The 26,471-nt window shown below is 69.5% G+C and carries 18 protein-coding genes; 5 read left to right on the top strand and 13 right to left on the bottom strand.

Annotated features, from left to right (window positions below):
* Positions 1-8: 8 nt before the first annotated feature.
* The 4 genes from FB561_RS20060 to FB561_RS20045 form a co-directional block, all read right to left on the bottom strand.
* Positions 9-1,325, bottom strand: a complete 1,317-nt coding sequence (locus FB561_RS20060) for an ABC transporter substrate-binding protein (protein WP_145808823.1) — start codon at positions 1,323-1,325, stop codon at positions 9-11.
* Positions 1,326-1,595: 270 nt separating this feature from the next.
* Entirely contained in the window at positions 1,596-2,693 is a 1,098-nt protein-coding gene (locus FB561_RS20055) for a LacI family DNA-binding transcriptional regulator (protein ID WP_145808821.1), read from the bottom strand.
* Positions 2,653-4,683: a DUF2264 domain-containing protein gene (locus FB561_RS20050; protein WP_145808819.1), complete on the bottom strand. Its 2,031-nt coding sequence runs from the start codon at positions 4,681-4,683 to the stop codon at positions 2,653-2,655. Before FB561_RS20050 ends, FB561_RS20055 begins: the two co-directional genes overlap by 41 nt.
* The gene (locus tag FB561_RS20045; RefSeq protein ID WP_145808817.1) at positions 4,680-5,651 is read right to left on the bottom strand and encodes a hydroxyacid dehydrogenase; all 972 of its coding nucleotides are present in this window, start codon (positions 5,649-5,651) and stop codon (positions 4,680-4,682) included. Before FB561_RS20045 ends, FB561_RS20050 begins: the two co-directional genes overlap by 4 nt.
* A gap of 215 nt (positions 5,652-5,866) precedes the next feature.
* Here FB561_RS20045 and FB561_RS20040 point away from each other — a divergent pair, with 215 nt between their 5' ends.
* From FB561_RS20040 to FB561_RS20025, 4 genes are read left to right on the top strand one after another with little or no spacing between them, the layout of a single operon-like run.
* Complete coding sequence (locus FB561_RS20040; protein WP_238334922.1) at positions 5,867-6,817, top strand: ABC transporter permease; 951 nt, start codon at positions 5,867-5,869, stop codon at positions 6,815-6,817.
* Positions 6,814-7,842, top strand: a complete 1,029-nt coding sequence (locus tag FB561_RS20035; RefSeq protein WP_238334921.1) for a carbohydrate ABC transporter permease — start codon at positions 6,814-6,816, stop codon at positions 7,840-7,842. Before FB561_RS20040 ends, FB561_RS20035 begins: the two co-directional genes overlap by 4 nt.
* A gap of 10 nt (positions 7,843-7,852) precedes the next feature.
* Positions 7,853-9,520: a type 2 periplasmic-binding domain-containing protein gene (locus FB561_RS20030; protein ID WP_145808815.1), complete on the top strand. Its 1,668-nt coding sequence runs from the start codon at positions 7,853-7,855 to the stop codon at positions 9,518-9,520.
* Complete coding sequence (locus tag FB561_RS20025; RefSeq protein WP_145808813.1) at positions 9,517-10,788, top strand: alpha-L-fucosidase; 1,272 nt, start codon at positions 9,517-9,519, stop codon at positions 10,786-10,788. The genes FB561_RS20030 and FB561_RS20025 overlap by 4 nt, the downstream gene beginning before the upstream one ends.
* A gap of 68 nt (positions 10,789-10,856) precedes the next feature.
* Here FB561_RS20025 and FB561_RS20020 read toward each other — a convergent pair whose 3' ends face one another.
* The 6 genes from FB561_RS20020 to FB561_RS19995 all read right to left on the bottom strand — a co-directional run bounded on the left by FB561_RS20020 (position 10,857) and on the right by FB561_RS19995 (position 21,237).
* Complete coding sequence (locus tag FB561_RS20020) at positions 10,857-12,254, bottom strand: M60 family metallopeptidase (RefSeq protein ID WP_202880680.1); 1,398 nt, start codon at positions 12,252-12,254, stop codon at positions 10,857-10,859.
* 173 nt (positions 12,255-12,427) lie between these two features.
* On the bottom strand, positions 12,428-14,818 hold the full coding sequence (locus FB561_RS20015) for a polysaccharide lyase 8 family protein (protein ID WP_145808811.1): 2,391 nt from the start codon (positions 14,816-14,818) through the stop codon (positions 12,428-12,430).
* Positions 14,819-14,980: 162 nt separating this feature from the next.
* Positions 14,981-16,189: a radical SAM family heme chaperone HemW gene (gene hemW, locus FB561_RS20010; RefSeq protein ID WP_145808809.1), complete on the bottom strand. Its 1,209-nt coding sequence runs from the start codon at positions 16,187-16,189 to the stop codon at positions 14,981-14,983.
* Between the two features lie 176 nt (positions 16,190-16,365).
* Positions 16,366-16,719 carry a hypothetical protein gene (locus tag FB561_RS20005; RefSeq protein ID WP_145808808.1) on the bottom strand — a complete coding sequence of 118 codons (354 nt, stop codon included), beginning with the start codon at positions 16,717-16,719 and terminating at the stop codon, positions 16,366-16,368.
* An 85-nt stretch (positions 16,720-16,804) separates the two neighbouring features.
* Positions 16,805-19,045 (bottom strand): MMPL family transporter, encoded by a 2,241-nt coding sequence (locus FB561_RS20000; protein ID WP_170284724.1) that lies wholly within the window; start codon positions 19,043-19,045, stop codon positions 16,805-16,807.
* Between the two features lie 356 nt (positions 19,046-19,401).
* Positions 19,402-21,237, bottom strand: a complete 1,836-nt coding sequence (locus FB561_RS19995) for an AMP-dependent synthetase/ligase (protein ID WP_145808804.1) — start codon at positions 21,235-21,237, stop codon at positions 19,402-19,404.
* Positions 21,238-21,480: 243 nt separating this feature from the next.
* Between FB561_RS19995 and FB561_RS19990 the strand changes: the two genes are divergently transcribed.
* Entirely contained in the window at positions 21,481-23,037 is a 1,557-nt protein-coding gene (locus tag FB561_RS19990) for a hypothetical protein (protein ID WP_145808802.1), read from the top strand.
* Positions 23,038-23,040: 3 nt separating this feature from the next.
* On the opposite strand, the gene FB561_RS19985 is transcribed toward FB561_RS19990, so the two are convergent.
* The 3 genes from FB561_RS19985 to FB561_RS19975 all read right to left on the bottom strand — a co-directional run bounded on the left by FB561_RS19985 (position 23,041) and on the right by FB561_RS19975 (position 26,329).
* On the bottom strand, positions 23,041-24,072 hold the full coding sequence (locus tag FB561_RS19985; protein ID WP_145808800.1) for an aspartate-semialdehyde dehydrogenase: 1,032 nt from the start codon (positions 24,070-24,072) through the stop codon (positions 23,041-23,043).
* Between the two features lie 491 nt (positions 24,073-24,563).
* Entirely contained in the window at positions 24,564-24,749 is a 186-nt protein-coding gene (locus FB561_RS19980) for a tautomerase family protein (protein ID WP_145808799.1), read from the bottom strand.
* Positions 24,750-24,814: 65 nt separating this feature from the next.
* Positions 24,815-26,329: a sodium:solute symporter family protein gene (locus FB561_RS19975; protein WP_145808797.1), complete on the bottom strand. Its 1,515-nt coding sequence runs from the start codon at positions 26,327-26,329 to the stop codon at positions 24,815-24,817.
* Between the last annotated feature and the right edge of the window lie 142 nt (positions 26,330-26,471).

Raw genomic sequence — 26,471 nt, 5'->3', positions numbered from 1 at the left:
ACGGGGCACTAGTTGGTGGGGCGGGTGGTGGCTGTTCTCTCGGCTGTGCGGAGGGCTTGTTTCCAGGCGGCTGCTGGACTCTGTCGGCCTTCGTCGACGCGGGCGAGGGCTTCGGTGAAGACCTGGTTGATCTCGCCGTCGCGGGGACCCTTGTGTTGTTTGAGGATGACGGTGCGGGCCCGGTTGATGAAGATCTCGCCGACGGGCGCGTTGTTGAAGTACTCGTTGACCTGCTTCTTCACCTGTTCGTCGTCGTAGGCGTCCGTGGTGGACGGGAACGAGCCGACCTTCTGGAAGACCTTGATCTGCTGCTCGGGCGCGGTCAGCCAGGCGGCCAGTTTCGCCGCCTCGGCCGGCTGGGACGACTGGGTCGGGACGGTCAGGTACGAGCCGCCCCAGTTGCCGCCGCCGCCCGGGAACACGTCGGCCACGTCCCACTTGCCCTTGCCGAAGGCGCCCGCGTTGTCCTGGATGACGCCGAGCAGCCAGCCCGGACAGGCCATCGTGGCGAACGCGTCGGTCCGGAACGCCTTCGTCCACGCGTCGCTCCAGGCCGGAAGCTTGGCGGACAGCCCGTCGGCGGTACCGGCGACGATCTGGTCCCAGGTGCGTTTCAGCAGCGGGTTCTCGTCACCGAGGTAGCGGTCCTGGTTGGAGTAGTACGCCTGGATCAGCTGGTTGCGCATCGCCTCCCAGGTGAGCACCGCCGAGTCGTACCAGGCCGAGTTCGGCACCTTCGCCTTGAACCGGCGGCCGTAGGAGAAGTACGACGCCCAGTCCGGGAAGAGTTTGGCCACCTCGGCCCGGTCGGTCGGCAGCCCCGCCTTGGCGAACAGGTCGCGGCGGTAGCAGATCGCCTCCGGACCGATGTCGGTGCCGTAACCGATGATCCGGCCGTCGGTGGTGGTCGCGCCGGACAGCTTCCAGTCCAGCCAGCGGTTCTTCACGTCGTCGGCGCCGTACTGGCGCAGGTCGGCGAACTTGTCCGCCTTGGCCAGGTACTTGTAGATCCAGCTGACCTCCATCGCCTCGATGTCGGCCATCCCCGACCCGGACCTCAGGTTGGTCTCGAGGTTCGCGATGTGGGCGTCGACGGTCGCGGCGCGGCGCTCGGTGATCCGGACGTTCGGATGCAGCGCCTCGTACTCGCGGTACAGCTCGGTGTAACCGAACTCGTTGAAGGTGGCGATCGTCAGTTCGATCCTGGGACCGTCGGCGTCGTCGGACGCGCCGGACGGGTCGTTGCCGCCGCAGGCCGAGACCAGCAGGGTGAGGCTGCAGGCAAGGGCGACGGCTGCGGTGCGACAGCGGGCACTGGGCCGCATTACGAAGCTCCCTGAGTTTCGGACGGGTTGAGAGCGTTCTCCCGAAGGAAAAGTGACCCGATCCTGAGGTGCGGTCGCGGACTGTGTCAAGGACCACACCGTCACTCTGAGACATGTGACCCGCTACGTCAGTACATAGCCGGGCCGGTCGTCACGGTGTGCACCAGATCGATGACGGAGTGCTTGCCTACCAGGGAGTTCTCTGGTTTGTCCGGACGAGAAACGGCTGTCGGCAGACCGTCGGCGACGACCTCCTTCGACCACGAAGGGTCAGCGTGGCGGTGGTGCGACCGAGTCGCGGACGACGACCACGGTCCCGAGGGTGGTGACCGGCCGTTGATGGGCGAACGGGTCCGCGTTCTTCTCCAGCCCGGACAGCCCGGCCCGGACCGCGGCGCGGCCGAGCTCCTCGAGCGGGACCCGGACGGTGGTCAGCGCCGGCTGGAGCTCGGACGCGACCGGGACGTCGTCGTACCCGACCACCGAGACGTCGGCCGGGACCGACCGGCCGCGTTCGCGCAGGGCGACATAGACGCCCGCGGCAACGATGTCGTTGGCCGCGAAGATCGCGGTGAAGTCGAGTCCCTCGTCGATCGCGCGCAGGGTCTGCTCGTACCCGAACTGCCGCCCGAACGCCCCGGTCCGGACCAGTGCCGGATCGAGCTCGTGGCCCCGGGCCCGGAGCGCCTGCTCGAACCCACGCAGCCGCGCCGTCGTCGTGGAGAGCGCCGTCGGGCCGCCGAGGTACAGGATCCGGGTGTGCCCCGCGTTCAGCAGGTGGTCCGTGATCGCGGCCGCGCCGCCGGTGTTGTCGTACTCCACCGCGTACGCCGGGGCGTCGGAGGCGAGGCCGGGACGCCCGCACAGGACCAGGCTGGAGCCGCTGGCACCGAGTTGCCGGGCTCGGTGGTCGACGGCGGCGAAGTACTCCTTGTCCTCGACCGCGCCGCCGACCAGGATCACCGCGTCCGCGCGTTGCTCCAGCAGCAGGTCGACGAACTTCAGCTCGGCCGCCTGGTCGCCCTGGGTCGAGCAGACCAGGCAGAGCCGGCCGGACGCGACCGCCTCGGCCTGGACGCCGCGGGCGATGTAGGCGAAGAACGGATCGACGATCTCGTTGACGACGATGCCGACGACCCGGGTGGTGGACCCGGCCAGTGCCCGGGCGTGCGCGTTCGCGACGTAGCCGAGCTCGCGCATCGCCCGTTCGACCGCGGCCCGGGTCGAGGCGGCGACGGGATAGTTGCCGTTGACAACACGGGAGACGGTCGCCGTGGACACGCCGGCCCGGGCGGCCACGTCGCGGATGGTCCGGGCGGCCTCGGGATCACGCCGTTTCGCCCGCGGCCGCGGGGTTTCCGCCGCCATCCACGACCACCTCCTCCTGTCCACCGGCCGTTCGCACCAGGCATCGCGGCCCGTCCGCCACCGCACCGAGGCGGACGACGGCACCCGCGCCGTCGGCGAACTCCACGTCGACCCGCAGGCCGTCCACGGCCACCTCGACACTCTCGGCCATCGCGACCGGCCATACCGTGTCGCCGGACAGTATCACCGCCGAGACCAGGACCAGCGGACCTCCCGGATGCACCTCGCGCACCAGGTACGGCGTCGCGGAGTGCGGGCCGAAGGCGTTCGCGTCCAGGTCCCGCCAGACCGCGGCACCGTCGTACCCGTGCAGCCCGACGACGGCCGAGGCGAGCCCGTCCGCACGAATCACGTGCGCCCACGGCCGGCCGGATCCGCCGGTAACAGCGTCAGGGCGTTGCTCGGCGGCGAGGGCGTATCCCCCGTGCCGGATTACGACGCCGCCGGGACCGTCGACGAGGACGCAACGGATCTCCCACGCCCCGTGAACGACCGAGGCGGTCTCGATCCGCCAGGGACCACGGTCCGGCAACCAGGCGTGGGACCACGAGGACGCGTAGCTCCCGCCGGCCCCGATGCGGTTGATGCTGCCGCGGTGGCTCGTCGTACCGTCCGCGCCGACGATCGCGACGTGGTTGTCGATGCGATTCCGGGACGCGATGGGTGCGGCTTCCGGCGCCGTGTGGTTCGAGTACGCCAGCCGGTCGTAGTGCGGATCGGCGGCCGGCTCGGGTTCACCTGGTTTCCCCGGGGACGCGTGGTCGCTGCCGTGGTTGAGCAGGCGGACCACGCCGTCGTGATGCGTGCTGTGGACCAGGAAACCCGGTGCCGCCATCGCGCGGACCTGGTCGCCCTCGTCGCCCGGGAGCGCGGCCTCGCGATCCGTCCAGACCGGGTGATCGGCCGGCAGCAGCAAGCCGAGGAACCCCTTCGACGCCCAGTACGGCGAGCCCGGACCGGAGTACGGCTGCGTCGTCGGCAGGAACTTGTGGTGCCACCCCAACGACAGCAGCCCGCGCCCGTCCGGTACGCCGTGGTCCACGAAATGCCGCAGGACACCCGAACACAGTCGCCGCGTCGCTCCCGGAGCCAATGGGGTCGCGTCGAGCAGCGCGCCCGTCCAGTACGGGGCGACCGCGGCCATCCGGTAGCAGAGCGAGCGCCCGTGATGCACCGGAGCGCCGTCGCTACCGACGAGGTGCACCGCATCCTCGAGGAAGCGATGCAGCCGCTCGCGGTAGACCTTCAGCCGATCCTCGTACTCCGTGCCCGGGGTGGCCGCGGCCATCCGGGTCCACAGGGCCGGATAGAGGTGCATCGCCCAGCCGATGTAGTAGTCGTAGTTCTGCCCATCTCCGTCGGTGTACCAGCCGTCCCCGACATACCAGTCCTCGATCCGCTCCAGGCCGCCCTCGATGTCGTCCTTCGAGTACGGCGCGCCGACCGAGGCGAGGAACTGCTCACCGACGACCTGGAACAGCCGCCAGTTGTTGTCCCAGGTCCGCGAGCCGACGAAGCCGGACAGCCAGTCGACCACCTTCTGCTGCTCCGCCGGGTCCAGCTGGTCCCACAGCCAGGCGCGGGACTCGTGCAGCGCGACCGCGATCGCCGCGGCCTCGACCATCTGCTGCGAGCAAGGGGTGAGCCGCGGCCACGCCTCCGGGTGATCCGGGTCGGCACCGGCGACCAGACCACGGGCGTACCGCTCGATGAGTGGTTCGCAGCCGCGACCCTCGTCGGCCGCGATCCGGAACGCGGCCAGCAGGAACGACCGGGCGAAGCCCTCCAGCCCGTCGCAGGTCGCGCCCGACCAACTCCCCCGCCCGGGCAACCTGACCTGCGCCGCCCCGGCAGAGAACCACGGCATCATCGAGTCGAGCAGGTGATCGGCGACGGCCAGCCAGGTCTCCCGCGTGTACCCGGTACGCGCGGACAGCAGCCGGTCGGGCGCGGGCAGGCGGAGCGAGCCGCCCACCTTCCGGACGGTCATGCGATCCGCCCGAAATCCTCGGCCCGGATCGCGTGGACCATCGACTGCCCGGCGGCGAGGCGTTCGAGCTCGGCGACCGCGGCCTCGCCCAACCGGCGAACTTCGTTGCCCATGGCACCGGCCAGGTGCGGGGTGACGAAGACGTTGGCGAGCCGGAACAGTGGTGAGTCGGCCGGCAGCGGCTCCGGGTCCGTCACGTCGAGGACCGCGTCGATCCGGCCCGACTCGCACTCGCGTTCCAGCGCCACCTGATCCACCAGACCACCGCGGGCCGTGTTGATCAGCACCGCCCCGTCCGGCATCGCCGCCAGCAGCTCAGCGGTGACCAGGCGCTCGGTCTCGGGCAGTAGCGGGGCATGCAGGCTCACCACGTCGCTCTGCGCGAACAGCGTCTTCAGGTCGCACAACCGCGCACCGAGACGGGCCGCGTCCACCTCGTCGACGTACGGGTCGCTCAGCAGTACGTCGACGTCGAGGCCGCGCAACCGCTCGAGGACCAGCCGGCCGGTTCGCGACGCCCCGACCAGGCCGATCGTCGTGCCGTAGTTGCCGATCACGGGCGCACCCGGCAGCGGGCGCTTCACGTGCGAGGTCCGGTACCAGTCCCGGTGCCGGAACGCTCGCTTGCCGGCGAACACGATCGCGGCCAGCGCGAACTCCGCGACCGGGACCGCGTTGGCGGCGGCCGCGGACGACACCGCGATGCCCCGCTCGAACACCACCGGGTCGACGAAGGTCTTCACCGTCCCGGCCGCGTGCACCACGGCGAGCAGGTTGGGCGCCGCGTCGAGCACCTCGGCGGTGATCGGCGGGCAGCCCCAACCGGTCAGCAGCACCTCGGCCTCGGCCAGCTCGTCCGCCGCCGCGGCGAAGGAGCCGATGGCTCCACCGGCCGCGATGTCGGCGACCCGCTCGAGGCGTTCGGACAGGGCGGACGAGAAGAGCTCCGCCCGGGTCGGTTCGGACATCGCCACGAGCGTACGCAGCCGGCGGGGACGCGCCCCGGCCAAGGCGGCTTGGTCATTCGGCACGGATCACTCCTAGTAAACGGTTGCTGAAAACCTAAGCTTCGCTCGGCCTACTGGTCAAGACTGATCGGGCGCATCTCCTTGACACGCGCCACCTGGCGTTCCTAAGTTGCTCCCACCGCAGATAGCAAACGTTTTCTATCAGGAGGAGGGTCATGCGCCTCTTCACCCGACCGGACGGCGCGACGCCCGCCCCGGCCCGGCCCGGCCTCGGGACCCGGCTGCGGCGGGACCGGACGATGCTGCTCCTGGTCCTGCCCGGGTTCTTGTTCTTCGTGGTGTTCCACTACGTCCCGCTGCTGGGGAACGTGATCGTCTTCCAGGACTACCAGCCGTACCTCGGCTTCCGGGACAGTCCGTGGGCCGGGCTGAGCAACTTCGCCGTGTTCGGCGAGCCGGACTTCTACCGGGCGCTGCTGAACACGCTGAAGTTCGCGTTCCTCCAGCTGGTGCTCTTCTTCCCTGCCCCGATCGCGCTGGCGCTGTTGCTGAACAGCATCCTCAGCTCGAAGCTGCGCCGGTTCGTTCAGAGCGTCGTGTACCTGCCGCACTTCATCGGCTGGGTGATCCTGATCTCGATCAGCCAGCAGCTCGTCGGCGGGACCGGGCTGCTCCCGCAACTGCTCGGCGAGCTCGGGCTGCCGCGGGTCGACCTGATGACCAGCCCGGAGTTCTTCCCCTGGCTGGTGACACTGCAGCTGATCTGGAAGGACGCCGGCTGGGGCACGATCATCTTCCTGGCCGCGCTGCTGAACATCGACACCGCGCACTACGAGGCGGCCGCGATCGACGGCGCGAACCGCTGGCGCCGGCTCTGGCACGTCACGCTGCCCGGGATCGTGCCGGTGATTCTGCTGCTGCTGATCCTCAACCTGGGCAGCATTCTGTCGGTCGGCTTCGAGCAGATCCTGCTGCAACGAGACGCGGTCGGCGCGGACGCCGCCGAGGTGCTCGACACCTACGTCTACTTCCACGGTGTGCTGGACGGCCAGTGGGGATCGGCGGCCGCGGTCGGCCTGGTCAAGGGCCTGATCGGGCTCGTGCTCATCCTCGGCGCGAACAAACTCGCCCACCGGTTCGGCCACGAAGGGATCTACCGTCGATGAGTCTCCGCACCGAGCATCCCGACGCGGCCGCCGGCCCAGGCACCACCCAGGTCAACGGCCAAGCCGGCGGCGCGGCCGATCACGCCGCCGGCCGTCATGGCCGGCGCCGAGCGGACAGGTCGACGAAGGCGCGGCGGCCGTCCAACCGGCCACCGTGGATGGAGCCACCGAGCCGGTTCGGCCTGGCCGCCAAGGCGGTCGCGATCGTCGTCGTCTGCCTGGTCGTGCTCTACCCGTTCGTGAACATCGTCGCGACCAGTTTCGCGGGCGAGCCGGAGATCGTCCGGCGCGGCGGCATCATCCCGCTGTTCCCCAGCGAGCCGACGCTCGCGGCGTACCGGACGATCTTCGCGGGCGGGGTGGTCAGCCACGCGCTACTGGTCAGCGCGGGGATCACCGTGATCGGGACCGTGCTCAACCTGGTGGTCACGATCGGGCTCGCGTACGGCCTGAGCAGGCCGATCGTGGCCGGCCGGTTCGTGCTCACCACGGTGCTGTTCACGATGCTGTTCGGGGCCGGCATCATCCCGAACTTCCTGCTGGTCAAGCAGCTCGGCCTGTACGACTCGTACGCCGCGCTGGTGATACCGGGCCTGGTCAGCGCGTTCAACTTCCTGGTCCTGCGCAACTTCTTCCAGAACATTCCCGAGGAACTGATCGACAGCGCCCGGATCGACGGCGCCGGGGATCTGGCGATCCTGGTCCGGATCGTGCTGCCGCTGTCGAAGGCGGTGCTCGCCGTGGTCGCGCTGTTCTACGCGGTCGGGCACTGGAACGCGTTCTTCAACGCACTGCTCTACCTGAGCGACACGAACAAGTGGCCGCTGCCGCTGGTGCTGCGCCTGTACGTCCTGCAGGGCCAGCCGGTCGGCGCCGGGGCCGAGTCCCCCGGCGAGGCGGTCGCCTCGATCCAGGCGCTGCAGATGGCCGTCGTCGTCGTGGCGCTCGTCCCGATCCTCTGTGTCTACCCGTTCCTCCAGCGCTACTTCACCAAGGGCGTCCTCACCGGTGCCATCAAGGGTTAGGAGAAAGACCGTGACCACCCCCACCTCCCGGCCGGCGGGCCTCAGCCGGCGCAGCTTCCTGCGCAGTGCGGTCGGCGTCGCCGCGATGAGCGCGATCGGTGTCCCCACGCTCGCCGCCTGCAGCAGCGGCGGCGCGGCCGGCGGGACGGCCCGCGCCTCGTCGCTCACCCTGCCGACCTACGTCGCGTTCGCGGGTCCGAAGCCGGACCTGCCCGGCACCGCCGACGGCGTCCCGCCGGGGTACCGGGTCTATCCCAAGGACCTGGTCACCACGGTCGAGAAGCCCCCGCTGTCCGGCGGCAAGGTCAGCGTGATGACGAACATCTTCGACCCGTTGCCGCCGTCGAAGGACAAGAACTCGGCCTGGCAGGAGGTCGAACGCAAGCTCGGCGGCAGCCTGGACCTGACCATCGTCCCGGCGAGCGACTGGGAGACGAAGTTCCAGACCGTGCTGGCCGCGAACGAACTGCCCGACCTCACCCTGCTCGCCGACCCGGCCGCGGTGAACAACCTGCCCGCGTTCCTGGCCGCGAAGTGCGCCGACCTGACCCCGTACCTGTCCGGTGACAAGGTCAAGGAGTACCCGAACCTGGCGAACGTGCCCGCGATCGTCTGGCAGGCGTGCGTGGTGGACGACAAGCTGTACGGCCTACCGATCCCGCGCAGCATCACCGGCGGTTCCGGGTTCTACAACCAGCGGCACCTGGACGAGGCCGGTGTCGGGTACCCGACATCGGCCGAGGAGTTCCTCGCCGCGTGCAAGGCGCTGACCAAACCGCAGCAGGGCCGCTGGGCGATCGTGAACTCCAAGGGCAACACGTTCTTCACGATGATCCAGCACATGTTCGGCGTCCCGAACGGCTGGCGCTCCGACGGCGGCAAGCTGGTCCGTAGCTTCGAGACCGAGCAGTACAAGGCCGCGCTCGAGTTCGCTGTCCAGCTGGTCAAGGCCGGCGTCGTGGTGCCCGGTTCGGACGGGATCGACAGCCAGGCCCGCAAGAACGCGTTCAAGGCCGGCAAGGGCGCCTTCGTGTACGACGGGTTCCCGGCGTACCCGGACTACGTGAAGGACATGCACCGGCTGGACGCCAAGAACGACCCGCGCGCGTTCGTCCCGATCGCGCCGGCCGGTGGCAAGGCGGTCACCTGGTCCGACAACATCCTGTTCGCGTACACCCTGATGAAGAAGGCCGACGAGGCCCGCGTGAAGGAGCTGCTCGGCGTCGCGAACTTCTTCGCCGCCCCGTTCGGCAGTACCGAGAACCTGTTGCTCAGCTACGGCGTCGAGGGCGTGGACTTCACCCGGGACGCGAACGGGAACCCGAAGCAGAACGCCAAGGGCGAGGCCGAGCTGACCGTGCCGTGGAAGTACATCGCCGGTCCTCCGCAGACCTTGTTCAACGCCGACGACCCGACGTACGTCGACAAGGCGCACGCGGACCTCGGCAAGCTGATCGCGCTGGTGGTCGAGGACCCGACCGCGAACCTGATCTCGCCGACCGACGACAAGTCCGGCGGCGACCTGGGCCAGGCACTGACCGACGTCCGCAACGACGTGATCGCCGGGCGCAAGCCGATGACGGCGTTCGACGCCGCGGTGAAGAAGTGGGCCAAGGACGGCGGCGACAAGATCCGGGGCGAGTTCGAGCAGGCGCTGGGCGGTGCGTCGCCGCGATGACCGCTGACACCAGCTGGCTGACCGAGGCCCGGCTCGGGTTGTTCGTGCACTGGGGCATCTACGCGGCCGCCGCGCGGCACGAGTGGGTGAAGTCGTACGAACGGCTGACCGACGAGGACTACCAGCCGTACTTCGACCACTTCGAGCCCGACCTGTACGACCCCGAGCAGTGGGCCGAGGACGCGTGGGCCGCCGGGATGCGGTACCTGGTCATCACCACCAAGCACCACGACGGGTTCTGCCTGTGGGACTCGGCGCTCACCGACTACAAGGCGACCAAGACGCCGTGGGGCAAGGACCTGCTCGCCCCGATGGTCGAGGCGTTCCGTGCCCGCGGGTTCAAGATCGGGCTGTACCACTCGCTGCTGGACTGGCACCATCCCGACTTCCCCGTCGACCTCTACCACCCGCAGCGCGACGACGTGGACTTCATCGACCGGACCGCTGACCGCGACGTCACGAAGTACGCGGACTACCTGCACGGGCAGGTCCGCGAGCTGCTCACCGAATACGGGAAGATCGACGTGCTGTGGTTCGACTTCTCCTACGCCGGTCGTGGGTTCAACGCGAAGGGGCCGGACGAGTGGCGGTCCGCCGAGCTGCTCGCGATGGCCCGGGAGCTGCAGCCGGGGATCCTCGTGAACAACCGGCTCGGTCTCGGCCAGGGCGACTTCACCACGCCGGAACAGGTACAGCCGCCGGGCAACGAGGTGGCCGCGGGCAACGGTACGCAGGTGCCGTGGGAGGCGTGCCACACGCTCAACGGCAGCTGGGGCTATCACCGTGACAACCACGACTGGAAGTCGCCGGCGCTGCTCATCCGGATGCTGGTCGACTCGGTGTCGAAGGGCGGCAACATGCTGCTCAACGTCGGCCCGAACGGCCGCGGCGCCTGGGAACCGCGGGCGCTCGAGGTCCTGGCCGGGATCGGTGCCTGGATGCGGCTGCACGAACGCTCGATCCGTGGCTGCGGGCCGAGCGTCCACGTCCCGCCGGCGGACTGCCGCTTCACCCAGAACGGCAACCGGCTGTACCTGCACGTCTTCGCCTGGCCGATGGGCCATCTCCACCTGCCGGGTCTGGCCGACCGGGTCGAGTACGCGCAGTTCCTGCACGATGCCTCCGAGGTCCGCCGGGTGAAGGTGGATCCGCACGAGCCGGGCCACACGTACCTGGCCGGGCTGCCGGACAACACGTTGACGCTCAAGCTGCCCAACCGGGCGCCGGACGTCGACAGCGTCGTGATCGAGCTCTTCCTCCGCGGCTGAGCTCCTCCCCAGAACGGCGAAGGCACCCACCTCGACCCGGTGGGTGCCTTCGTCCTTTCTCGGTGTGATCAGCTGGGCGGGGTCTGCCGGAGGGTGGTCGGGTCGACCGGCGGCGGGGTGAGGCCGAGCGCGTCGAGCTGGCTGATCGCCTCGGCGTCGACGGGGAATCCCCAGGCCTGGAAGAAGTCCCTCAGGTCGTACCCGGCGGTCCGGCTGGTCAGCACGACGAAGTTGCGCAGCCGCAAGGCCTCGTCGGTGTAGCTGCCCGCAGCCGGCCGCTCGACCCGGACGAGCTTGTGCAGCCCCGGCCAGAAGTCCGGGCCGAAGGCCATCCGCAACTGCTCGAACATCACCAGTTTCTCGTACGGATCGAAGGTGGTGCCGTAGTTCACGCCCGGTTGCCGCAGCTTGCCCGGTGCGCTCTGCCACGGGGTCAGTCCGGTCTTCGCGTCCGGGGCGTGCAACCTCGGCACCTGCCCGTACTTGGTGGCGAACTCGGCGTTGACGGCCAGCGAGTACAGGTTGACCGTGACCTCGGTGAGCGAGCTCGGCTTGTAGGTGATCTGCTGGTGCTGGTGCCCGAGCTCGTGGTAGATCCCCCAGCCCCGGGTGCGCAGGCCCTCGACGGTGAGCATCCGGTCCTGGATCGGCGGCGGGAACGACATGTGCCCGTGCGTCGCGTAGGCGCCCACTCCGGTGATCGCGGCCGGGTAGCCGACGAAATGGTACGGGTGCGCCTGCCGGGCGTGCAGCGACGAGGATCCGTCGAACCCGCTCAGCGCGTCCTCGATCCGGACGATGTCCTCGTAGGTGGACAGCAGGGTGGCGTGGTTCTCGGTGCGGAACTTGAGCGCCGACTCGCGTTCGACGGTGATCATGGTGTGCGGTGCGACGAGTTCGACGTACGGGGTGGTCCGCTCGTCGAGCTGCTGCTGGAACTCGGCCTCGGTGGTGCGGCCGAGGACGAAGTACGGCATCGGCCGGGCCTGGTCGCCGAGGCTGACCTTGGCCTGGCCGGTGCTGCCGATCAGCTTCAGGTAGACGACGCCACCACCCGCGTCGATGACGGTGTTGCGGCCGACCCGGAGCTGGTACTCCCGGGGTGCCTTGAACTCCTTGCGGGCGTCGGCGTCCGGGGCTCCGACGACGAGGGTCGGGAGCAGGCTGCCGTCGTGCACGACGACGTTGAGCGCGGTCGCCGCGGGCAGGTAGAAGCCGGTGGACCGCAGCTCGGTGTTGCTGAGCGAGTTCTGGGTGCGGTCCAGCTCGGTGGTCCTTGCCGAGGGCAACGCCTGGATCACGAAGGTGTGGTTGACCTCCGCGGCCGGCGAGGCCGTCGCGGTGATCGTCTCCGTGGCCGGTACTGCGGACGCGTGGACGGCGGTGACGTCGGCCAGGGTGAGGACCGCGGCCAGGGCGGAGACTGTCCTTCGCTGCCGGCGAAGAGTGGGTCGGACGTGCGGCATCAGAACCTCCAGGTGTGGTGCCAGCACACGGCGACCCGGCCGGCTCGGGTGCCGACCCCGGGTGCTTGCGGAGTACTGCGACGTTTCGGCACCGCGCCAGATCGGCGCGGCCCGAGACGGTCTGTGGGTGAACGGGGCAGGCGGTCAGGTCTTTGGGTGACCGCCTGCCGCGGTCAGCGCCGGAAGGTGGCTGTGTGGGTGGCTCCCCGGCTGCCGCCGACGGCGATGTCGAGCACGATCTGCTTGCCAGTGGCAACGACGGTGACGGCGGCGTCCTTGCTGACCAGGTCGCCGCAGCGTTCGTCGACGGTGACGCGGACGGTCTGGACGGTCCGGCTCGGTTCGGAGACCGCGATCCGCAGGGTCGGCCCGTCCTTCCCGGCCACCACGGACGCGGGCCCGGTCGCGGTGATCCCACCCGCCGATCCGGCTGCCCAGAAGTTCGCCAGCACCAGCTGGTCGCGAGCGGACCGGACCGCCTGCACGGTCGCCGAGTTCGCGAGCACCGTGATCCCCGGGTCCCGGGCCAGCTCGGCAGTCCGCCGCTTGGTGGCCCCCGGCACCAGGATGTACGCGTAGCCGCCGTCGACCGGATCCACGCCGTGGTCGAGGACCAGGGACAGGTACCGCCGGGTGATCGGCGTCGTCGAACCGGCCGTGTCGTTGCCGGTGTTGATCTCCCGCCAGGATCCGGTCCGCTCGGTCCTTGCCGCGCGCAACGTCCCGCCGGCCGGGAAGAGGTACCCGCCGACGCCGTCCAGATGCGCCCAGCGTGGTCCTTCGAACGAGCCGGACCAGCCTTGATCCACGGGGTGCGTCGTGCCGTCGATCGACAGCGCCGCGACGCCGTCCACGTGCAGGTTCCGGTTCTCGACCACGGTCTCGGCGGCGTACCCGTCGGTGCCCGCGATCCCGGCACCCAGCGCGACCACCGAGTCGGACAGGCAGAACCAGGACTTCCTTGCCTGCAAGGACTTGTCGTGGTTGATCAGGTGCATCCCGACCGCGCCGGCCCGGCCCTGGTACGACGCCCCGCCGACCCACTCGGCGTACGCCGCCGTCGTCCCGGTCCCGCCGCCGCTGCCGTGCGGTTGCCGGGGCTTGGTACTGACCGTTGTGCCCGGCATCCGTTGCGCGTCGACGGTCGGCCAGAACGCGTCGTAGTACTGCGAGTGGTCGTCGTTGTAGAGATATGTCATCCCGTCGCCGACGTACCAGCCGCGCAGGTTCTCGCCGTTGCCGAACTCGTACCGCGCCATCCGCTTCGACGACAGCGCGAGCGCGAAGGTCCAGCCGTCGCGCCGATGGACCACGCGGTCCTGGTTGTGGAACTGGAAGTGCCGCGGTCGCGCCGGTGCCGCGACCACGGCCGCGTCGTCGAGGACCGCCTTGGCCCGGGAGATCTCCGGGATCGACGCGCCGGTGAGGTAGTCGCTTAGCCGATCACGGGTGATCCAGCCCTTGGCGAGTTCCTTGTACCGGCTCGCGTACGGCTCCGCGGCTCCCCCGGCGAGCAGCAGCACGCTGGACGTGGTGCCGTGGCCGTTGCGATGGTCGCCGGCGCGTTCCCGGGAGATGGCGCGGCCGGAGACGCTGTCCATCATCAGCCCGTTGACGACGAACGGCGCGAAGCTCGCCTCCACCGCGTCGAGGATCACGCTGCGGTTCGGGTCCGTGATCTGCCAGGTCGATCCACCGAGCAGGGCGAACAGGTTGGCCACACCACCGAGGGCCACGTTGCCGTAGGTCCCGACGTACGCGAGGTTGCCGTGCTGGACGAACGAGCCGTCCCGGTAGAACCCGTCGCCGCTGGTGACGTACGTGAAGACGCTGTTCTTGCCGGCTTCGGCCACGTCGCTCAGCGCGTCCCGGGCCGCGGCCACCTTGTCGGCGGACTTGCCGACGATGCCGCGGAGGGCGACGATCAGCGCCTTGTCGACACGGTTCGCACCGGTCTCGCGCAGTGACGGGGAGTTGGTCCGGCGGTTCGGGTCCGGGACGAAGCGGTCGACGGCCCGCAGGTACTTGGCGACCCGGTCGGCGTCGAGCAGGTCGACCGCGAACGCGCAGGTGTCGAGCAGCGCCTTCGGGGCGCCGATCTCCCAGAACCACCAGTTACCGGTCTCCGGGAGGGTCTCGTTGTACGCCTTGGCGTTCAGGAAGTCGAGCGCCTGGACGAGCCGCTCGGCCGGGTCGCCGGACAAGGTGGTGCCCTGGGTCGCGCGGGCGAGGGCGATCGTCCGGAGCCGGGTGTAGCTGATCGAGAAGTTGCCCGTCGTCGGTCCGAGCGGCAGGTCCGGCCAGAGCGCGGTGCGGGTCGCGCTGGTGTCCAGGGTGTCGAGGAACCCTTGGGCGTCGGCGCTGAGCCGGGCCAGCGCGTCGGCGTACTCGGGCTCGGCGGGATCGATCGCGCCGCCGGTGTTCATCGCTGTCCAGCGCGTGCGCAGGGTGTCGAACTCGTCGGCCGCCCGGCTCGGGGTACCGAGTCTCAGGTCGACGGCGGTGAGGGCACAACCAGCGAGACCGGCCTGCAGGAGCAGGCGTCGGCGGATGAAGGACGGCATCGCGACTCCTCGGCAGTAAGCGTTTGCTATAGCATTCCGGGTGCGCGCAGCAGTCGTCAACGGGCTGGCTGTGATCAGTTTTGATCACTTTCGCCAAATCCGGCGAAGAGGTAGCCGGTCAGGAGGTTCGCGCGGGCCCGGCCGAGGGCGGGCCGGCCGGGGTCAGGGCAGGAGGTCGCGGACGACGGCATCGGCGAGGAGGCGGCCGCGGGGGGTGAGGACCAGGTGGTCCTGCTCGCGGACCAGCAGGTCGCCGAGGAGTTCGCCGGCCGCGGCTCGGCCGGCTTCGTCGAGCACGTCGAGCGGCAGGCCCGCGCGGAGGCGGATCTCCAGCAGTACGCGTTCGATCCGGCGGGTCTCGTCGTCGAGGAGTTCGCGCGCGTGCGCCGGGCTCTCGCCTGCGGCCAGCCGCTCGGAGTACGCGGTCGGGTGCTTCACGTTCCACCACCGGACGCCGCCGACGTGGCTGTGCGCGCCCGGCCCGATCCCCCACCAGGTGTCGCCACGCCAGTACAGCTCGTTGTGCCGGCAGCGCGCCGCGTCGGTCCGCGCCCAGTTCGACACCTCGTACCAACCGAGGCCGGCGCCGCTGAGCAGTTCGTCGGCGAGCCCGTACTTGTCGGCGAGGTCGTCGTCGTCGGGCATCGGCAGCTCGCCCCGGCGGACCCGGCGAGCCAGCTGGGTACCGTCCTCGACGATCAACGCGTACGCGCTCACGTGGTCCGGGTCGGCCGACAGCGCCGACTCCAGCGAGAGCCGCCAGTCGTCGAGGGACTCGCCGGGCGTGCCGTAGATGAGGTCGAGGTTCACGTGCTCGAACCCGGCGGCCGTCGCCTCCTTCACCGCCTGCAGCGCGCGACCAGGAGTGTGCTGCCGATCGAGGATCCGCAGCACGTGCGAGGACGCGCTCTGCATCCCGAAGCTGACCCGGGTGAACCCGGCCTCGAGCAGGGCCTCCAGGTACGCCGGGTCGACGGACTCCGGATTCGCCTCGGTCGTGACCTCCGCGTCCGCGGCCAGCCCGAACTCGTCCCGGACCGCGGCCAGCATCGCTCCGAGATCCTCGGCCGGCAACAGAGTGGGCGTCCCACCACCGAAGAACACCGTGTCCACCGGCCGGTCCAGATCGGTCAGCACCCGCCGCGCCAGCCGCACTTCCTCGACCGCGGTCCGCGCGTACGAGGCCTGCGAAGCACCGCCGCCGAGCTCCTTGGCGGTATAGGTGTTGAAGTCGCAATAGCCGCACCGGGAAGCGCAGTACGGCACGTGCAGGTAGAACCCGAAAGGCCGCTCGCCGGCCTCGGCAACAGCGCTCTCCGGCAGCGACCCGTCCCGGGGCGCAACCTCCCCCTCGGGCAATGTCGACGGCACCCACCCATGCTACGGACCACCCCCACCCCAGGCCCCACCACCCGGCCCAGACCTGGTCACGGTCCCCGGTCCCTGTCCGAGCACGGACCGTTGGGAACCCTTTGATCACCAGGGCGGGACCTGGGACACCCCATCGGGATCGGGGCGGCGAGTGTGACGGCTGTTCCAGGGCGCCGTCAGGTGTCTGAGGAACGGTTGGCGCGGTGGGGAGTGTCCGTGGGGCCGGACTTCTTGGCGGGGCGGGGGCAGCGGGGTTCGCCGTTCAGGTCGGCCTGGTCCACGGCGACCAGCTCGCAGCGGGTGCAGAAGAGGATGCCGAAGTCCGGGTCGGCGAACAGGTCGTGGCCGCGCGCGTCCGTGATGCCGAACGCGATGCCCGGGCAGGGGCGTTCCTCGATCGCCAGCCGGTCCGCGAACTGTGTGTCACAGATCACGCAGAGGGACCGCTTGATCACCCGGCCACCGGAGGCCGTCAGCGGCACGGCCACGACGCGGTGACCGTTGATCTCCGCGAACGACGACTCGTCCATCCCGCTCACTCCCACCGGCTGTCCGTCCTCCCACCGGCAATGTGCCCAGGACAACCGTTTCGTAGCCCTCCGACTTTTCTTCGCCTCATCCGCCGGGCGGGACACCGGCGGGCTCCCGCGGCTGCGGCTCCGGTTCGGCGCCGCCCTCGAGCTGGATGTCCGGGACGATCCGGTCCAGCCAGCCCGGCAGCCACCAGGCCTTGTCCCCGAGCAGCGTCATCACGGCCGGCACCAGCACCATCCGGACCACGCTGGCGTCGATCAGGACGGCGACCGCCATCCCGACCGCGAGCATCTTCACGGTCGCGTCGTCGTCCAGCACGAAGCTGAGGAACACCGCGATCATGATCGCCGCCGCGGTCGTGATCACCCGGGCCGTCGCCCCGATCCCGATCGCCACCGCGCGGTGGGCGTCCTGGGTCGTCGTCCACGCCTCGTGCACGCGCGACAACAGGAACACCTCGTAGTCCATCGACAACCCGAACACGATCGCGAACATCAGCATCGGCACGAACGACGGGATCGGCACCTTCTCGTCGATCCCGACCAGCGAGGACCCCCAGCCCCACTGGAACACGGCCACGATCACCCCGTACGCCGCGCCCACCGACAGCAGGTTCAGCACGGCCGCCTTCAACCCGATGACGATCGACCGGAACGCCACCGTGAGCAGCACGAACGCGAGCAGCACGACGGCCCCGATCAGCCAGAGCATCCGCGCCGACACCTTCTCGGTGAAGTCGACGTACCCGGCGGTGGTCCCGACCACGTAGGTCTGGTCCGGTACCCCGGGCAGGACGTCGTCGCGGATCCGGTTCACCAGGTCCTGGGTCTCGTCCGACGACGGTGACGTGGTCGGGATGACGGTGATGACGGCCGTGGTCCCGGCGGAGTTGGTCGACGCCGGTTGCACGGCCGCGACCCCGGGTTGCTTCTGGAGCTCGCTGGACAGGTTGTTCAGGGTGGTCTGGTTGGTACTCGCGTTCTGCTGGTCGAGCGAGACGACCACGGTCAACGGCCCGTTCGCCCCGGGACCGAATCCCTGCGCGATCAGGTCGTACGCCTTCCGGCTCGAGTCCGTCTTCGGGTCCGTCCCGGCGTCCAGCTGGCCGAGGTTGATGGACAGCAACGGGATCGCGAGCACCAGCAGCAACAGCGTCGCCACGATCCCGTACGGCCACGGGCGCGCGCTGACCCGGCGGCCCCACCGGGCGAACGCGGACTGCTCGTGCTTGGCGTCACGGCGAGCCCGTTCCTCGGCCCGGTGCGCCGCGACCGCCGCCTCGTCCGGGAGAGCCGCCTCGAGATCGTGCTCCGCCGCGAGGTGCTGCCGATCCTTCCGGTTCAGGACCAGCAGGCGGTTCAGTCCGAGCAACGCGGGGATGAGCGTCAACGCCGCGAGCACGGTCACGGCGACGACGATCGCGGACGACAACCCGAGCGCCCCGACGAACGGCACCCCCGACACGTACAGGCCGAGGATCGCGATCACCACGGTCCCGCCGGCCACGAGGATCGCTGCCCCGGACGTCGATTCCGTCTGCCCGATCGACTGCTCGACCGCCATCCCGTTGTCCATCTGCTCGCGATGCCGCGACACCATGAACAAGCCGTAGTCGATCGCGACCCCGAGCCCGAGCAACGTGGCCACGGTGGGTGCCGTTGTCGGGAACTCCTTCACCGCCGCGAGCAGAGCCAGTATGGCGAGCCCACCGCCGACGCTGAACACCGCCGAGACCAACGGCAACGCGGCCGCCACGACCGAGCGGAACATCAAGTACAGCAGGAGCAACGCGAGCCCGAGCCCGATCACCTCCGACAAGAGGTCGTCGGCCTGCCGCCCGATCTGGCCGGCGCCCCCGCCGTACTCCACCTCGAGCCCGGCATCCCGCGCCGGCTTCACCGCGGTGTCCAGCGAAGCCAGGTACGTCTTGTCGAGCGAAGCCGGCACGACCGAGAACGACACCGGCGCGTTGACGATGCTCCCGTCCTTCGACACATAAGGCGATGGCGAGGTCGACAACGGATCCACCGCCGACACGACATCGGGCAACTTGGCCACGTTGTCCATCGAGGTCTTCACGGCCGCCCCCTGCGCCGAGACCTCCCCCTGCTGCGCATGGAAGACGATCGACCCCGCGTAACCACCCTGCTTCGAGAAGTCCTGGTTGAGTACGTTCAGCCCGTCCGACGACTGGCTGCCGGGCACCGTGTAGTTGTTCACGTAGGTCCCGCCGAAAGCCGACCGCAGCACGAACAACCCCACCACGACGATCAGCCACCCGCCGATCACCCACCAGTGCCGCCGAGCGGCCCACCGCCCCAAACCCGCCAGAAAAGCATGCACGAAGACCCCCAAAGCCGCCCCGCCCAAGTCGATCCCCCGGCAGCCCTGCCCACGACACTAGGACGACCGCGTTCCCCCGACAACAGCCCGGCCTCCAACAAGCGTTTGGCAGTGGAGGTGTGGCTGGAGCAGAGGCGGGATGGCGGGTACGGAAGCTTTCAGGTGGAGGTAATGGGGGCGTGAAGCAACTACCTGTCCGCGCCGAGAGCCGGTGCTGTTCACCGACAGACCCCGGCACCACCTGACGACCGCACGCACGAGCACAGGAGCGAGCGGGTGGCGGATGCGTGGGGTCGGCGTACCGGCCGCACCCGCATCCGCCCCACCAAGGCAGCTCAGTCGTACATCTTGTCCAGGACGTCGGCGTACGTCGTCTCCACGTGCTTGCGCTTGAGTTTCAGGCTGGGCGTCATCTCGCCGCCCTCGACGGTGAGATCCCTGTCGAGGATGGTGAACTTCTTGATGGACTCCCACCGGTTGAGCCCCGCGTTGAGCTCGTCGACGTACCCCTCGACCATCTTGCGCGCCGCGTCGGAGGTGACGATCTCCGCGTACGTCCTGCCGCCGAGCCCGTTCTGGTCGGCCCAGCCCTGGATCGCGTCCGGGTCGAGCGTGACCAGCGCGGAGACGAAGTTGCGCTGGTTGCCGTGTACCAGGAACTGGCTCGCGTACGGGCAGATCATCTTGAAGCGACCCTCGATCACCTGCGGCGCGACGTACTTGCCGCCGGAGGTCTTGAAGAGGTCCTTCTTCCGGTCGGTGATGAAGAGGAACTCGTCCTCGAAGTGCCCGATGTCGCCGGTGTGGAACCAGCCGTCGGCGTCGATCACCTCGGCGGTCTGCTCGGGCAGGTTGTGGTACCCGCTCATCACGCCGGGGCCCTTGATCAGGATCTCGCCGTCCTCGGCGATCTTGAACTCCGACGCCGGGAAGATCGGGCCGACGCTGCCGAGCCGGTAGTTCTCGGGCCGGTTCAGCGACGAGCCGGCCGCGGTCTCGGACAGCCCGTACCCCTCGAGGATCAGCAGCCCGGCGGCGTGGAACCACTCCGCCAGGTGCTTGTCGAGGGCGGCGGACCCGGAGACGAAGAAGCGGATCCGGCCACCGAAGCGGGCCCGGATCTTCGACAGCACGAGCTTGTCGGCGACCGCGTACTGGGCCGCGAGCACACCGCTCGGCTCCTTGCCCTGCTGGCGGAGCTTCGAGACCTTGGCGCCGACGCCGAAGGCCCAGTGGAACAGTTTGGCCTTCACCCCGCCCTCGGACTCCATCATCGTGACGATCCGCGCGTGCGCCTTCTCGAAGACCCGCGGCGCGGCGGCCATGAACGTCGGCTGGACCACGGCCGCGTTCTCGACGATCTTGTCGACCCGGCCGTCGATCGCGGTCGCGAAGCCGATCTGGAACTGGACGGCCAGCAACACCTGACCGAACACGTGCGACAGCGGCAGCCAGAGGTACTGCAGGTCGTCCGGGCTGAGGACCTTGATCCCCTCCACGGCCGCGCCCTCGTACGTCCAGACCGAGTGCGGCAACCGGACGCCCTTGGGCCGTCCGGTGGTCCCGGACGTGTAGACCAGCGTGCAGAGGTGTTCCGGCTTGATCTGCGCGATCCGGTCGTCGACCGCCTCCGGGTGCTCGTCGAGGTACTGCGCGCCGAGCTCGTCGAGTTTGGCCAGGCTGATCACCCAGTCGCCGTCGCGCTCCTCGGGTTCGCCGTCGATCAGGATCACCTTGTGCAGCGAGGGAATCTCGGACCGGTGCTCGCGCAGCTTGGCGACCTGGCTCTCGTCCTCGGCGAAGACGACCTGGACCTCGGCGTCGGCGACGATGTACGCGACGTCGCCCGCCATCGTGGTCGGGTAGATCGTCGTCGTCGCGGCCGCGGCCACGACGGCGCCGAGGTAGCACTGCACCCATTCGAGCCGGGTGTTCGCGGCGACGGCGACGCGCTGCTCGGGTTCGACGCCGAGCGCGATCAGGCCGGCGCCGCGGCGGCGGACCAGTTCGTCGGTCTCCTGCCAGGTGACCGACTTCCACTCGGTGCCGACCGGGTGACGAAAGGCCTCGCGCTGCGGTGTCGCCGCGACGCGGTCGAGGAACATCTGAGCGAGGTGCTCCTTGCGGGAGCTGAGTACGGAGAGCTGCGGTCCGTCGGCAACGGGCTTCATTTCTGGCCTCCCAGGGGTCAGGTAACCGCAGAGTAGTGAACCCCGCTCCCCGTGACCATGGTCCTCGCCCACCGCAGCCCGGCATCCGCATTACTTTTCCGCAACAGCGCGCGACCACCACCCCGGTACCGTCACGAGCCGTCGCCCAGCGCGTACGCCGTGTCGCGGCCGGCCGGGTGACCCCGGGGTCACGGGATGCTGTTGCGGCCCGAACTGCGGAAGTACGAGGAGTGAGTCAGCGCGATGTCGTCGGACTGGTACACCGAATACCGGCAGAACAAGCAGCTCGACCAGCTCCGCGGCGAGATGGAGTCCGCCGCCTGGGAGACGTCGAGCCTGCGTTCCCGCCTCTCCCAGCTCCAGGGCAGCTTCGAGACCAGGCTGGAACGGCTGTCCGCCGCGTTCGACGCGTACGTGGAACTGTCCGACATCCGGCACGAGATGGCCGGCTTCCTCGACGCCGCCGAGGTCCGCCGGTACGCCGGGCAGGTCCTCACCGCGCTCGCCTCGGACACCGCGTTGCCCCGGCCGGTCGACGACGTTCCCGGGTACTGGCTGCGGCCGGCGGTCGACGCGCTGATCGCCCTGAGCGGCAAGGGCGTCCAGGACGGACCAGCTGAAGCACCCGCGTCCACCGAAGGGCCGTTGGCCGAGGCGCTGCGCGTCGACGAGCGGCGGACCTCGGTGTTCCTCTCCCTCGCGCTCGCGACGCTCGGCCTGCGCCACCAGGTCCGTACCGAGTGGCTGGACACCGCGTTCGGCGTACCGGCGGCCGACGGCACCATCACCCGGTTGCAGCGCGTCCTGTGGATCACGGGCGCGCGAGGCGGATTCGGCGCCGAGGGACTCGCGTTGGTGGTGAAGCGGCTGCAGTCGGTCGCACCGATGCAGGCCGACTGGGCGATGCGGATCGAGAGCCGCGGGACTGCGAACTCGGTGCCGCGGACCCGGTTCGAGGAGGTGGCCGACCAGGTGGAGGCGGCGATCCGGGTCAGCCGGATCCGCTCCGCCGTCGAGACCGTCACCGGGAACACCGAGGCGCTGGAGCCGGCCCGCGACCTCGCGGACGCCGAAGCCGAGAAGCCCGACGAGTACTCCGCGTCGGCCTTGCTGCGGCTGCTGATCTCGGAAGGCAGCGAGCCCGAGCGGGAGTCGCTGGCCCGGGTCGCGCTGCTCCGCGCTCAGATCACCGGCGACGGCAAGGCGGGCGCCGGGACGATCGGCGATCCGGCCGCCCAGGTCGAGCAGTTGCTGCGCGAGGACCTGCAGAACGGGAAGGAACCGCACCTGGCGATCGCCGCCCTGCGCGTGGTCGCACCGAGCGTGCTGCCCGGCGTCGAGAAGGTGGCCGCGACCGCGAGTCGGCCGAGCCCGGCCGAGGTGGTCCTGGCGGCCAACTCCGCGAAGGTGACGATCCGCCCGGACGGACCGGACGCGCTGATGTTGTCGCAGGCGGAGGCCGCGATCGTCGAGACCGTGGGTCCGCCGGCGCCCCGCGATCTGGCCGGCCCGGGCGTGTGGTCCGCGGCCGGGTTGGTGGTCGCGGTGGGACTCGGGCTGGTGCACTGGTTCTGGATCCTGGTCGGCCTGGTGCTGATCGGGATCGGCGTGAACCGCTACCTCCTGGTCCGTCAGGAGAACGCGCAGGCCAAGAAGGCGGCGCGGGATCAGGCCGACCGGCTCCGGGAGCGCTGCACGTCCGCCGCCGATTCGCTGGCCGCCTACGCCCGGGAGACCGACGAGCGGATCGCGAACGTCGCGGCGGACCTCACCGAGATCCGCCGCCGGCTGACCGCCTGAGGGTCAGCGCTTCTTCTCGAGCAGGAGCTCCGCGATCTGGACCGCGTTCAACGCGGCGCCCTTGCGGAGATTGTCGTTCGAGACGAACAGGACCAGCCCGCGGCCGTCCGGTACCGACTGGTCCTGACGGATCCGGCCCACGTACGACGGGTCCTGGCCGGCCGCCTGCAACGGGGTCGGGAGGTCGGCCAGCTCGACCCCGGCGGCGTCCGCGAGCAACTCGGTCGCGCGCTCCGGCGAGATCGGCGCGGCGAACTCCGCGTGGATGCTGAGCGAGTGACCGGTGAAGACGGGCACCCGGACGCAGGTCCCGGCGACCGGGAGGTCCGGCAGGTGCAGGATCTTGCGGCTCTCGTTCCGCAGCTTCTGCTCCTCGTCGGTCTCACCGGTGCCGTCGGCAACGATCGACCCGGCGAGCGGGAGCACGTTGAACGCGATCGGCGCGGCGTACACCTGGGGCTCCGGCAGCGCGATCCCGGCGGCGCCGCGAGCCAACCGGCCGGCGCCCTCGACCAGGCTCTGGGTCTGGTCCTCGAGCTCACGCACCCCGACGCCGCCCGAACCGGACACGGCCTGGTACGTCGAGACGACGAGACGGGTCAGCCCGGCCTCGCGGTGCAACGGGGCGAGGACCGGCATCGCGGCCATCGTCGTGCAGTTCGGGTTGGCGACGATGCCCTTCGGCAGGTGGTCGAGGTCGCCCGGGTTCACCTCGGCGACGACCAGCGGGACCTCGGGATCCATCCGCCAGCCGGACGAGTTGTCGACCACGACCGCACCGGCCGCGGCGACCTTCGGGGCGAGCTCCTTCGAAGCCGTCTTCCCGTTCGAGAACAGCGCCAGGTCGAGCCCGGCGAAGTCGGCCGTCGCGGAATCCTCGACGGTGATCTTCTCGTCCCCGAACGGCAACTGCGTCCCCGCCGACCGGGCGGACGCGAAGTACCGCACCTGGTCCAGCGGGAACTTCCGCTCGACCAGCAACTCCCGCATCACGCCGCCGACCTGACCCGTCGCACCAAAAACCCCAACTCGCATGCCCCAGAGCGTATAGCCGACCACCCCAGCTCCCGCCCGAATTCCACCATCCGGCCGGAGCCGCACTACCAAAACAATCCAAGAGACGAGCGGTAGAGACCGCGCCCAGCCGACCGCCGCCCCGTAGCTAAGGCTTTTCAGGAGATCGGTGGTGACGCCCAGCGCGCCCGGGGTGGCTGAGGCTTTTCAGGAGAACGAGGGGTGGAGGCCGCAGCTCATCCCGAGCGCTGCCCGGGGCTGAGACTTTTAGGCGAGGTGGCGGCCGCGCTCGGCTTGAGCGTCGGCTTCTATCCACATCGCTTGAAAAGCCCCAGCCACAGGCCGCGATCAGGCTGGGCGCCGCCGACCACAACCGCCTCATGAAAGCCCCAGCCACAGGCCGCGATCAGGCTGGGCGCCGACTTCCACCACCGCTTTTGAAAAGCACCAGCCACAAGCTGCGGTCAGGCCGGCGCCGACGGCACCCCCGCCTCTCAAGAGGTTCTTCTGGGTCAGGAGTCGGAGACGAGGACTCCGCCGTTGGCTACGTCGGACTTCTCGATCTCGGTGAAGACGATGCGGACCGCCTCGCGCTTGGCGCCGAGGATGGCGATGGCGGAGTCGGTGACGGCGGCGACGAACTCGCGGCGCTGGTCCAGGGTGCGGCCGGAGAGCAGTTCGACGGTGATGTTCGGCATAAGTGCGAGCTCCTCAGATCAGTGATGTCGGTTCTTTCAGATGGAACATTGTTCCAGAATCACGCTCAGCCCAGCGCGGCCGTTCGCCTGGCGAGCACCTCGTCGGTCTCGTCCGGGTCGGAGTTCAGCGAGTCGACCAACTCGTCCACGTCGGCCCGGCGTTCCGGCAGCAGCAACCCGAGCCCGACGTACACCACCAAGGAAGTTGCCAACGGCAACGCAACGACCAGCGTGGTGTCGGTCGACCCGATCCCCCACTTGACGATCGCCCAGACCACCAGTCCGACCGCCCACGAGACCAGCGCCGCCCGCGCCCCGCTGCGCTTGAACCAGGGCAGCAGGCCGAGCATCAACGGGATCGAGATCGGCCCCATCGTCGCGGCCACCAGGTCCACCACGATCTTCAGTACCACGCCCTGCCCGTTGGTCGCGATCGCGATCAGCATGCTCACCGTGACGAAGGTGAAGGTGGTGATCCGGGCGAACTTCAGCGTGGCCGCGTCGCTCAGCCGGCGCAGCTTCGGGACCAGCACCGGGCCGAGGTCGCGGGTGATCACGGACGAGATCACGTTCGCGTCGGAGGCGACCATCGCCATAGTGTGCGAGAAGAACCCGGCCAGCACGAGCCCGATCAGCCCGGTCGGCAACAACAGCTGCGCCAGTTCGACGTACGACTGCTCCGGCTTGCCGAGATCCGGCACGAGCAACGGCGCCGCGCACATCGGGATGAACAGCACCAGCGGCCAGATCAGCCACAGCACCGACGAGAGCAACGCGGACCGCTTCGCCTCGGACCCGCTCGGCGCCGCCATGTACCGCTGCGCCAGGTTCCACATGCCGCCGTTGTACTCGAACGTCTTGATGAACAGGAACGCGATCAGGAACACCGTGGTGTACGGGCCGTTCAGCGGATCACCGTGTCCCTCGGGCAGCCGGTCCCACATCGTCCACAGGGTCGGGATCCCGTCGAGGTGGGTGAGCACGCCGACGAACATCGCGATCCCGGCCGCGAACTGGATGACGAACTGGCCGAAATCGGTCAGCACGTCGGCCCACAACCCGCCGAGCGTCGCGTACAGCATCGTCACCACACCGGTGAGCAGGATGCCCCAGCGGATCGGTACGCCGGTGAAGCCGTTCAGCAGGACGGCGATCGCCACCCACTTCGAGGCGATGTCGACCACCTTGAGCGCGGCCCCGGAGTACGCGAGCGCCTGCTGGGTCGGCAGGTTGTACCGCCGGGCCAGGTACTCCAGCGGGGAGACGACGCCGTGTTTCGCGCGCAGCCGGTTCCAGCGGGCGGCGAAGACGAACGCCCCGATCCCGACCCCGACGCCGATCGAGACCGCCCACCAGACGTAGACCGTGATGCCGTAGCTGTAGGCGACCGCGGCGAAGGCGACGAACATGACCGCGCTGTAACCGGACATGTGGTGCGAGATCCCCGACAACCACCACGGGATCCGGCCGCCGGTGGTGAAGTAGTCGACGACGGTCTTGATCTTGGTGCGGGACCAGACCCCGATCAGCACCATCAACACGAAATAGCCGGCCAGAACCGACCAGTCGAGTGCGGTCATGGGTTACCTCCAGTGGGCGGGACGTCACTCGGAGGTTCCATTCACCAGAACACGGTGTCAAGAGGCGGAACCGCAATCGCCATAGAACCGCAGCAGAGCGTTTCACGACCCGGCAGCGTTTGACAGGATGTTCCGTGGAATA

This window comes from Kribbella amoyensis (genome assembly GCF_007828865.1).
GTDB lineage: Bacteria > Actinomycetota > Actinomycetes > Propionibacteriales > Kribbellaceae > Kribbella > Kribbella amoyensis.
This window is presented reverse-complemented; position numbering and strand designations above follow the sequence as displayed.

Bases quoted from the DNA above. Each gene is read 5' to 3' on its own strand.
- FB561_RS20020 (WP_202880680.1), bottom strand. From the start codon at position 12,254: ATGCCGCACGTCCGACCCACTCTTCGCCGGCAGCGAAGGACAGTCTCC.
- FB561_RS20050 (WP_145808819.1), bottom strand. From the start codon at position 4,683: ATGACCGTCCGGAAGGTGGGCGGCTCGCTCCGCCTGCCCGCGCCCGAC.
- FB561_RS19990 (WP_145808802.1), top strand. From the start codon at position 21,481: ATGTCGTCGGACTGGTACACCGAATACCGGCAGAACAAGCAGCTCGAC.
- FB561_RS20015 (WP_145808811.1), bottom strand. From the start codon at position 14,818: ATGCCGTCCTTCATCCGCCGACGCCTGCTCCTGCAGGCCGGTCTCGCT.
- FB561_RS20040 (WP_238334922.1), top strand. From the start codon at position 5,867: ATGCGCCTCTTCACCCGACCGGACGGCGCGACGCCCGCCCCGGCCCGG.
- FB561_RS20005 (WP_145808808.1), bottom strand. From the start codon at position 16,719: ATGGACGAGTCGTCGTTCGCGGAGATCAACGGTCACCGCGTCGTGGCC.
- FB561_RS19980 (WP_145808799.1), bottom strand. From the start codon at position 24,749: ATGCCGAACATCACCGTCGAACTGCTCTCCGGCCGCACCCTGGACCAG.
- FB561_RS20055 (WP_145808821.1), bottom strand. From the start codon at position 2,693: ATGGCGGCGGAAACCCCGCGGCCGCGGGCGAAACGGCGTGATCCCGAG.
- FB561_RS19995 (WP_145808804.1), bottom strand. From the start codon at position 21,237: ATGAAGCCCGTTGCCGACGGACCGCAGCTCTCCGTACTCAGCTCCCGC.
- FB561_RS20060 (WP_145808823.1), bottom strand. From the start codon at position 1,325: ATGCGGCCCAGTGCCCGCTGTCGCACCGCAGCCGTCGCCCTTGCCTGC.
- FB561_RS19985 (WP_145808800.1), bottom strand. From the start codon at position 24,072: ATGCGAGTTGGGGTTTTTGGTGCGACGGGTCAGGTCGGCGGCGTGATG.
- FB561_RS20035 (WP_238334921.1), top strand. From the start codon at position 6,814: ATGAGTCTCCGCACCGAGCATCCCGACGCGGCCGCCGGCCCAGGCACC.
- FB561_RS19975 (WP_145808797.1), bottom strand. From the start codon at position 26,329: ATGACCGCACTCGACTGGTCGGTTCTGGCCGGCTATTTCGTGTTGATG.
- FB561_RS20025 (WP_145808813.1), top strand. From the start codon at position 9,517: ATGACCGCTGACACCAGCTGGCTGACCGAGGCCCGGCTCGGGTTGTTC.
- FB561_RS20045 (WP_145808817.1), bottom strand. From the start codon at position 5,651: ATGTCCGAACCGACCCGGGCGGAGCTCTTCTCGTCCGCCCTGTCCGAA.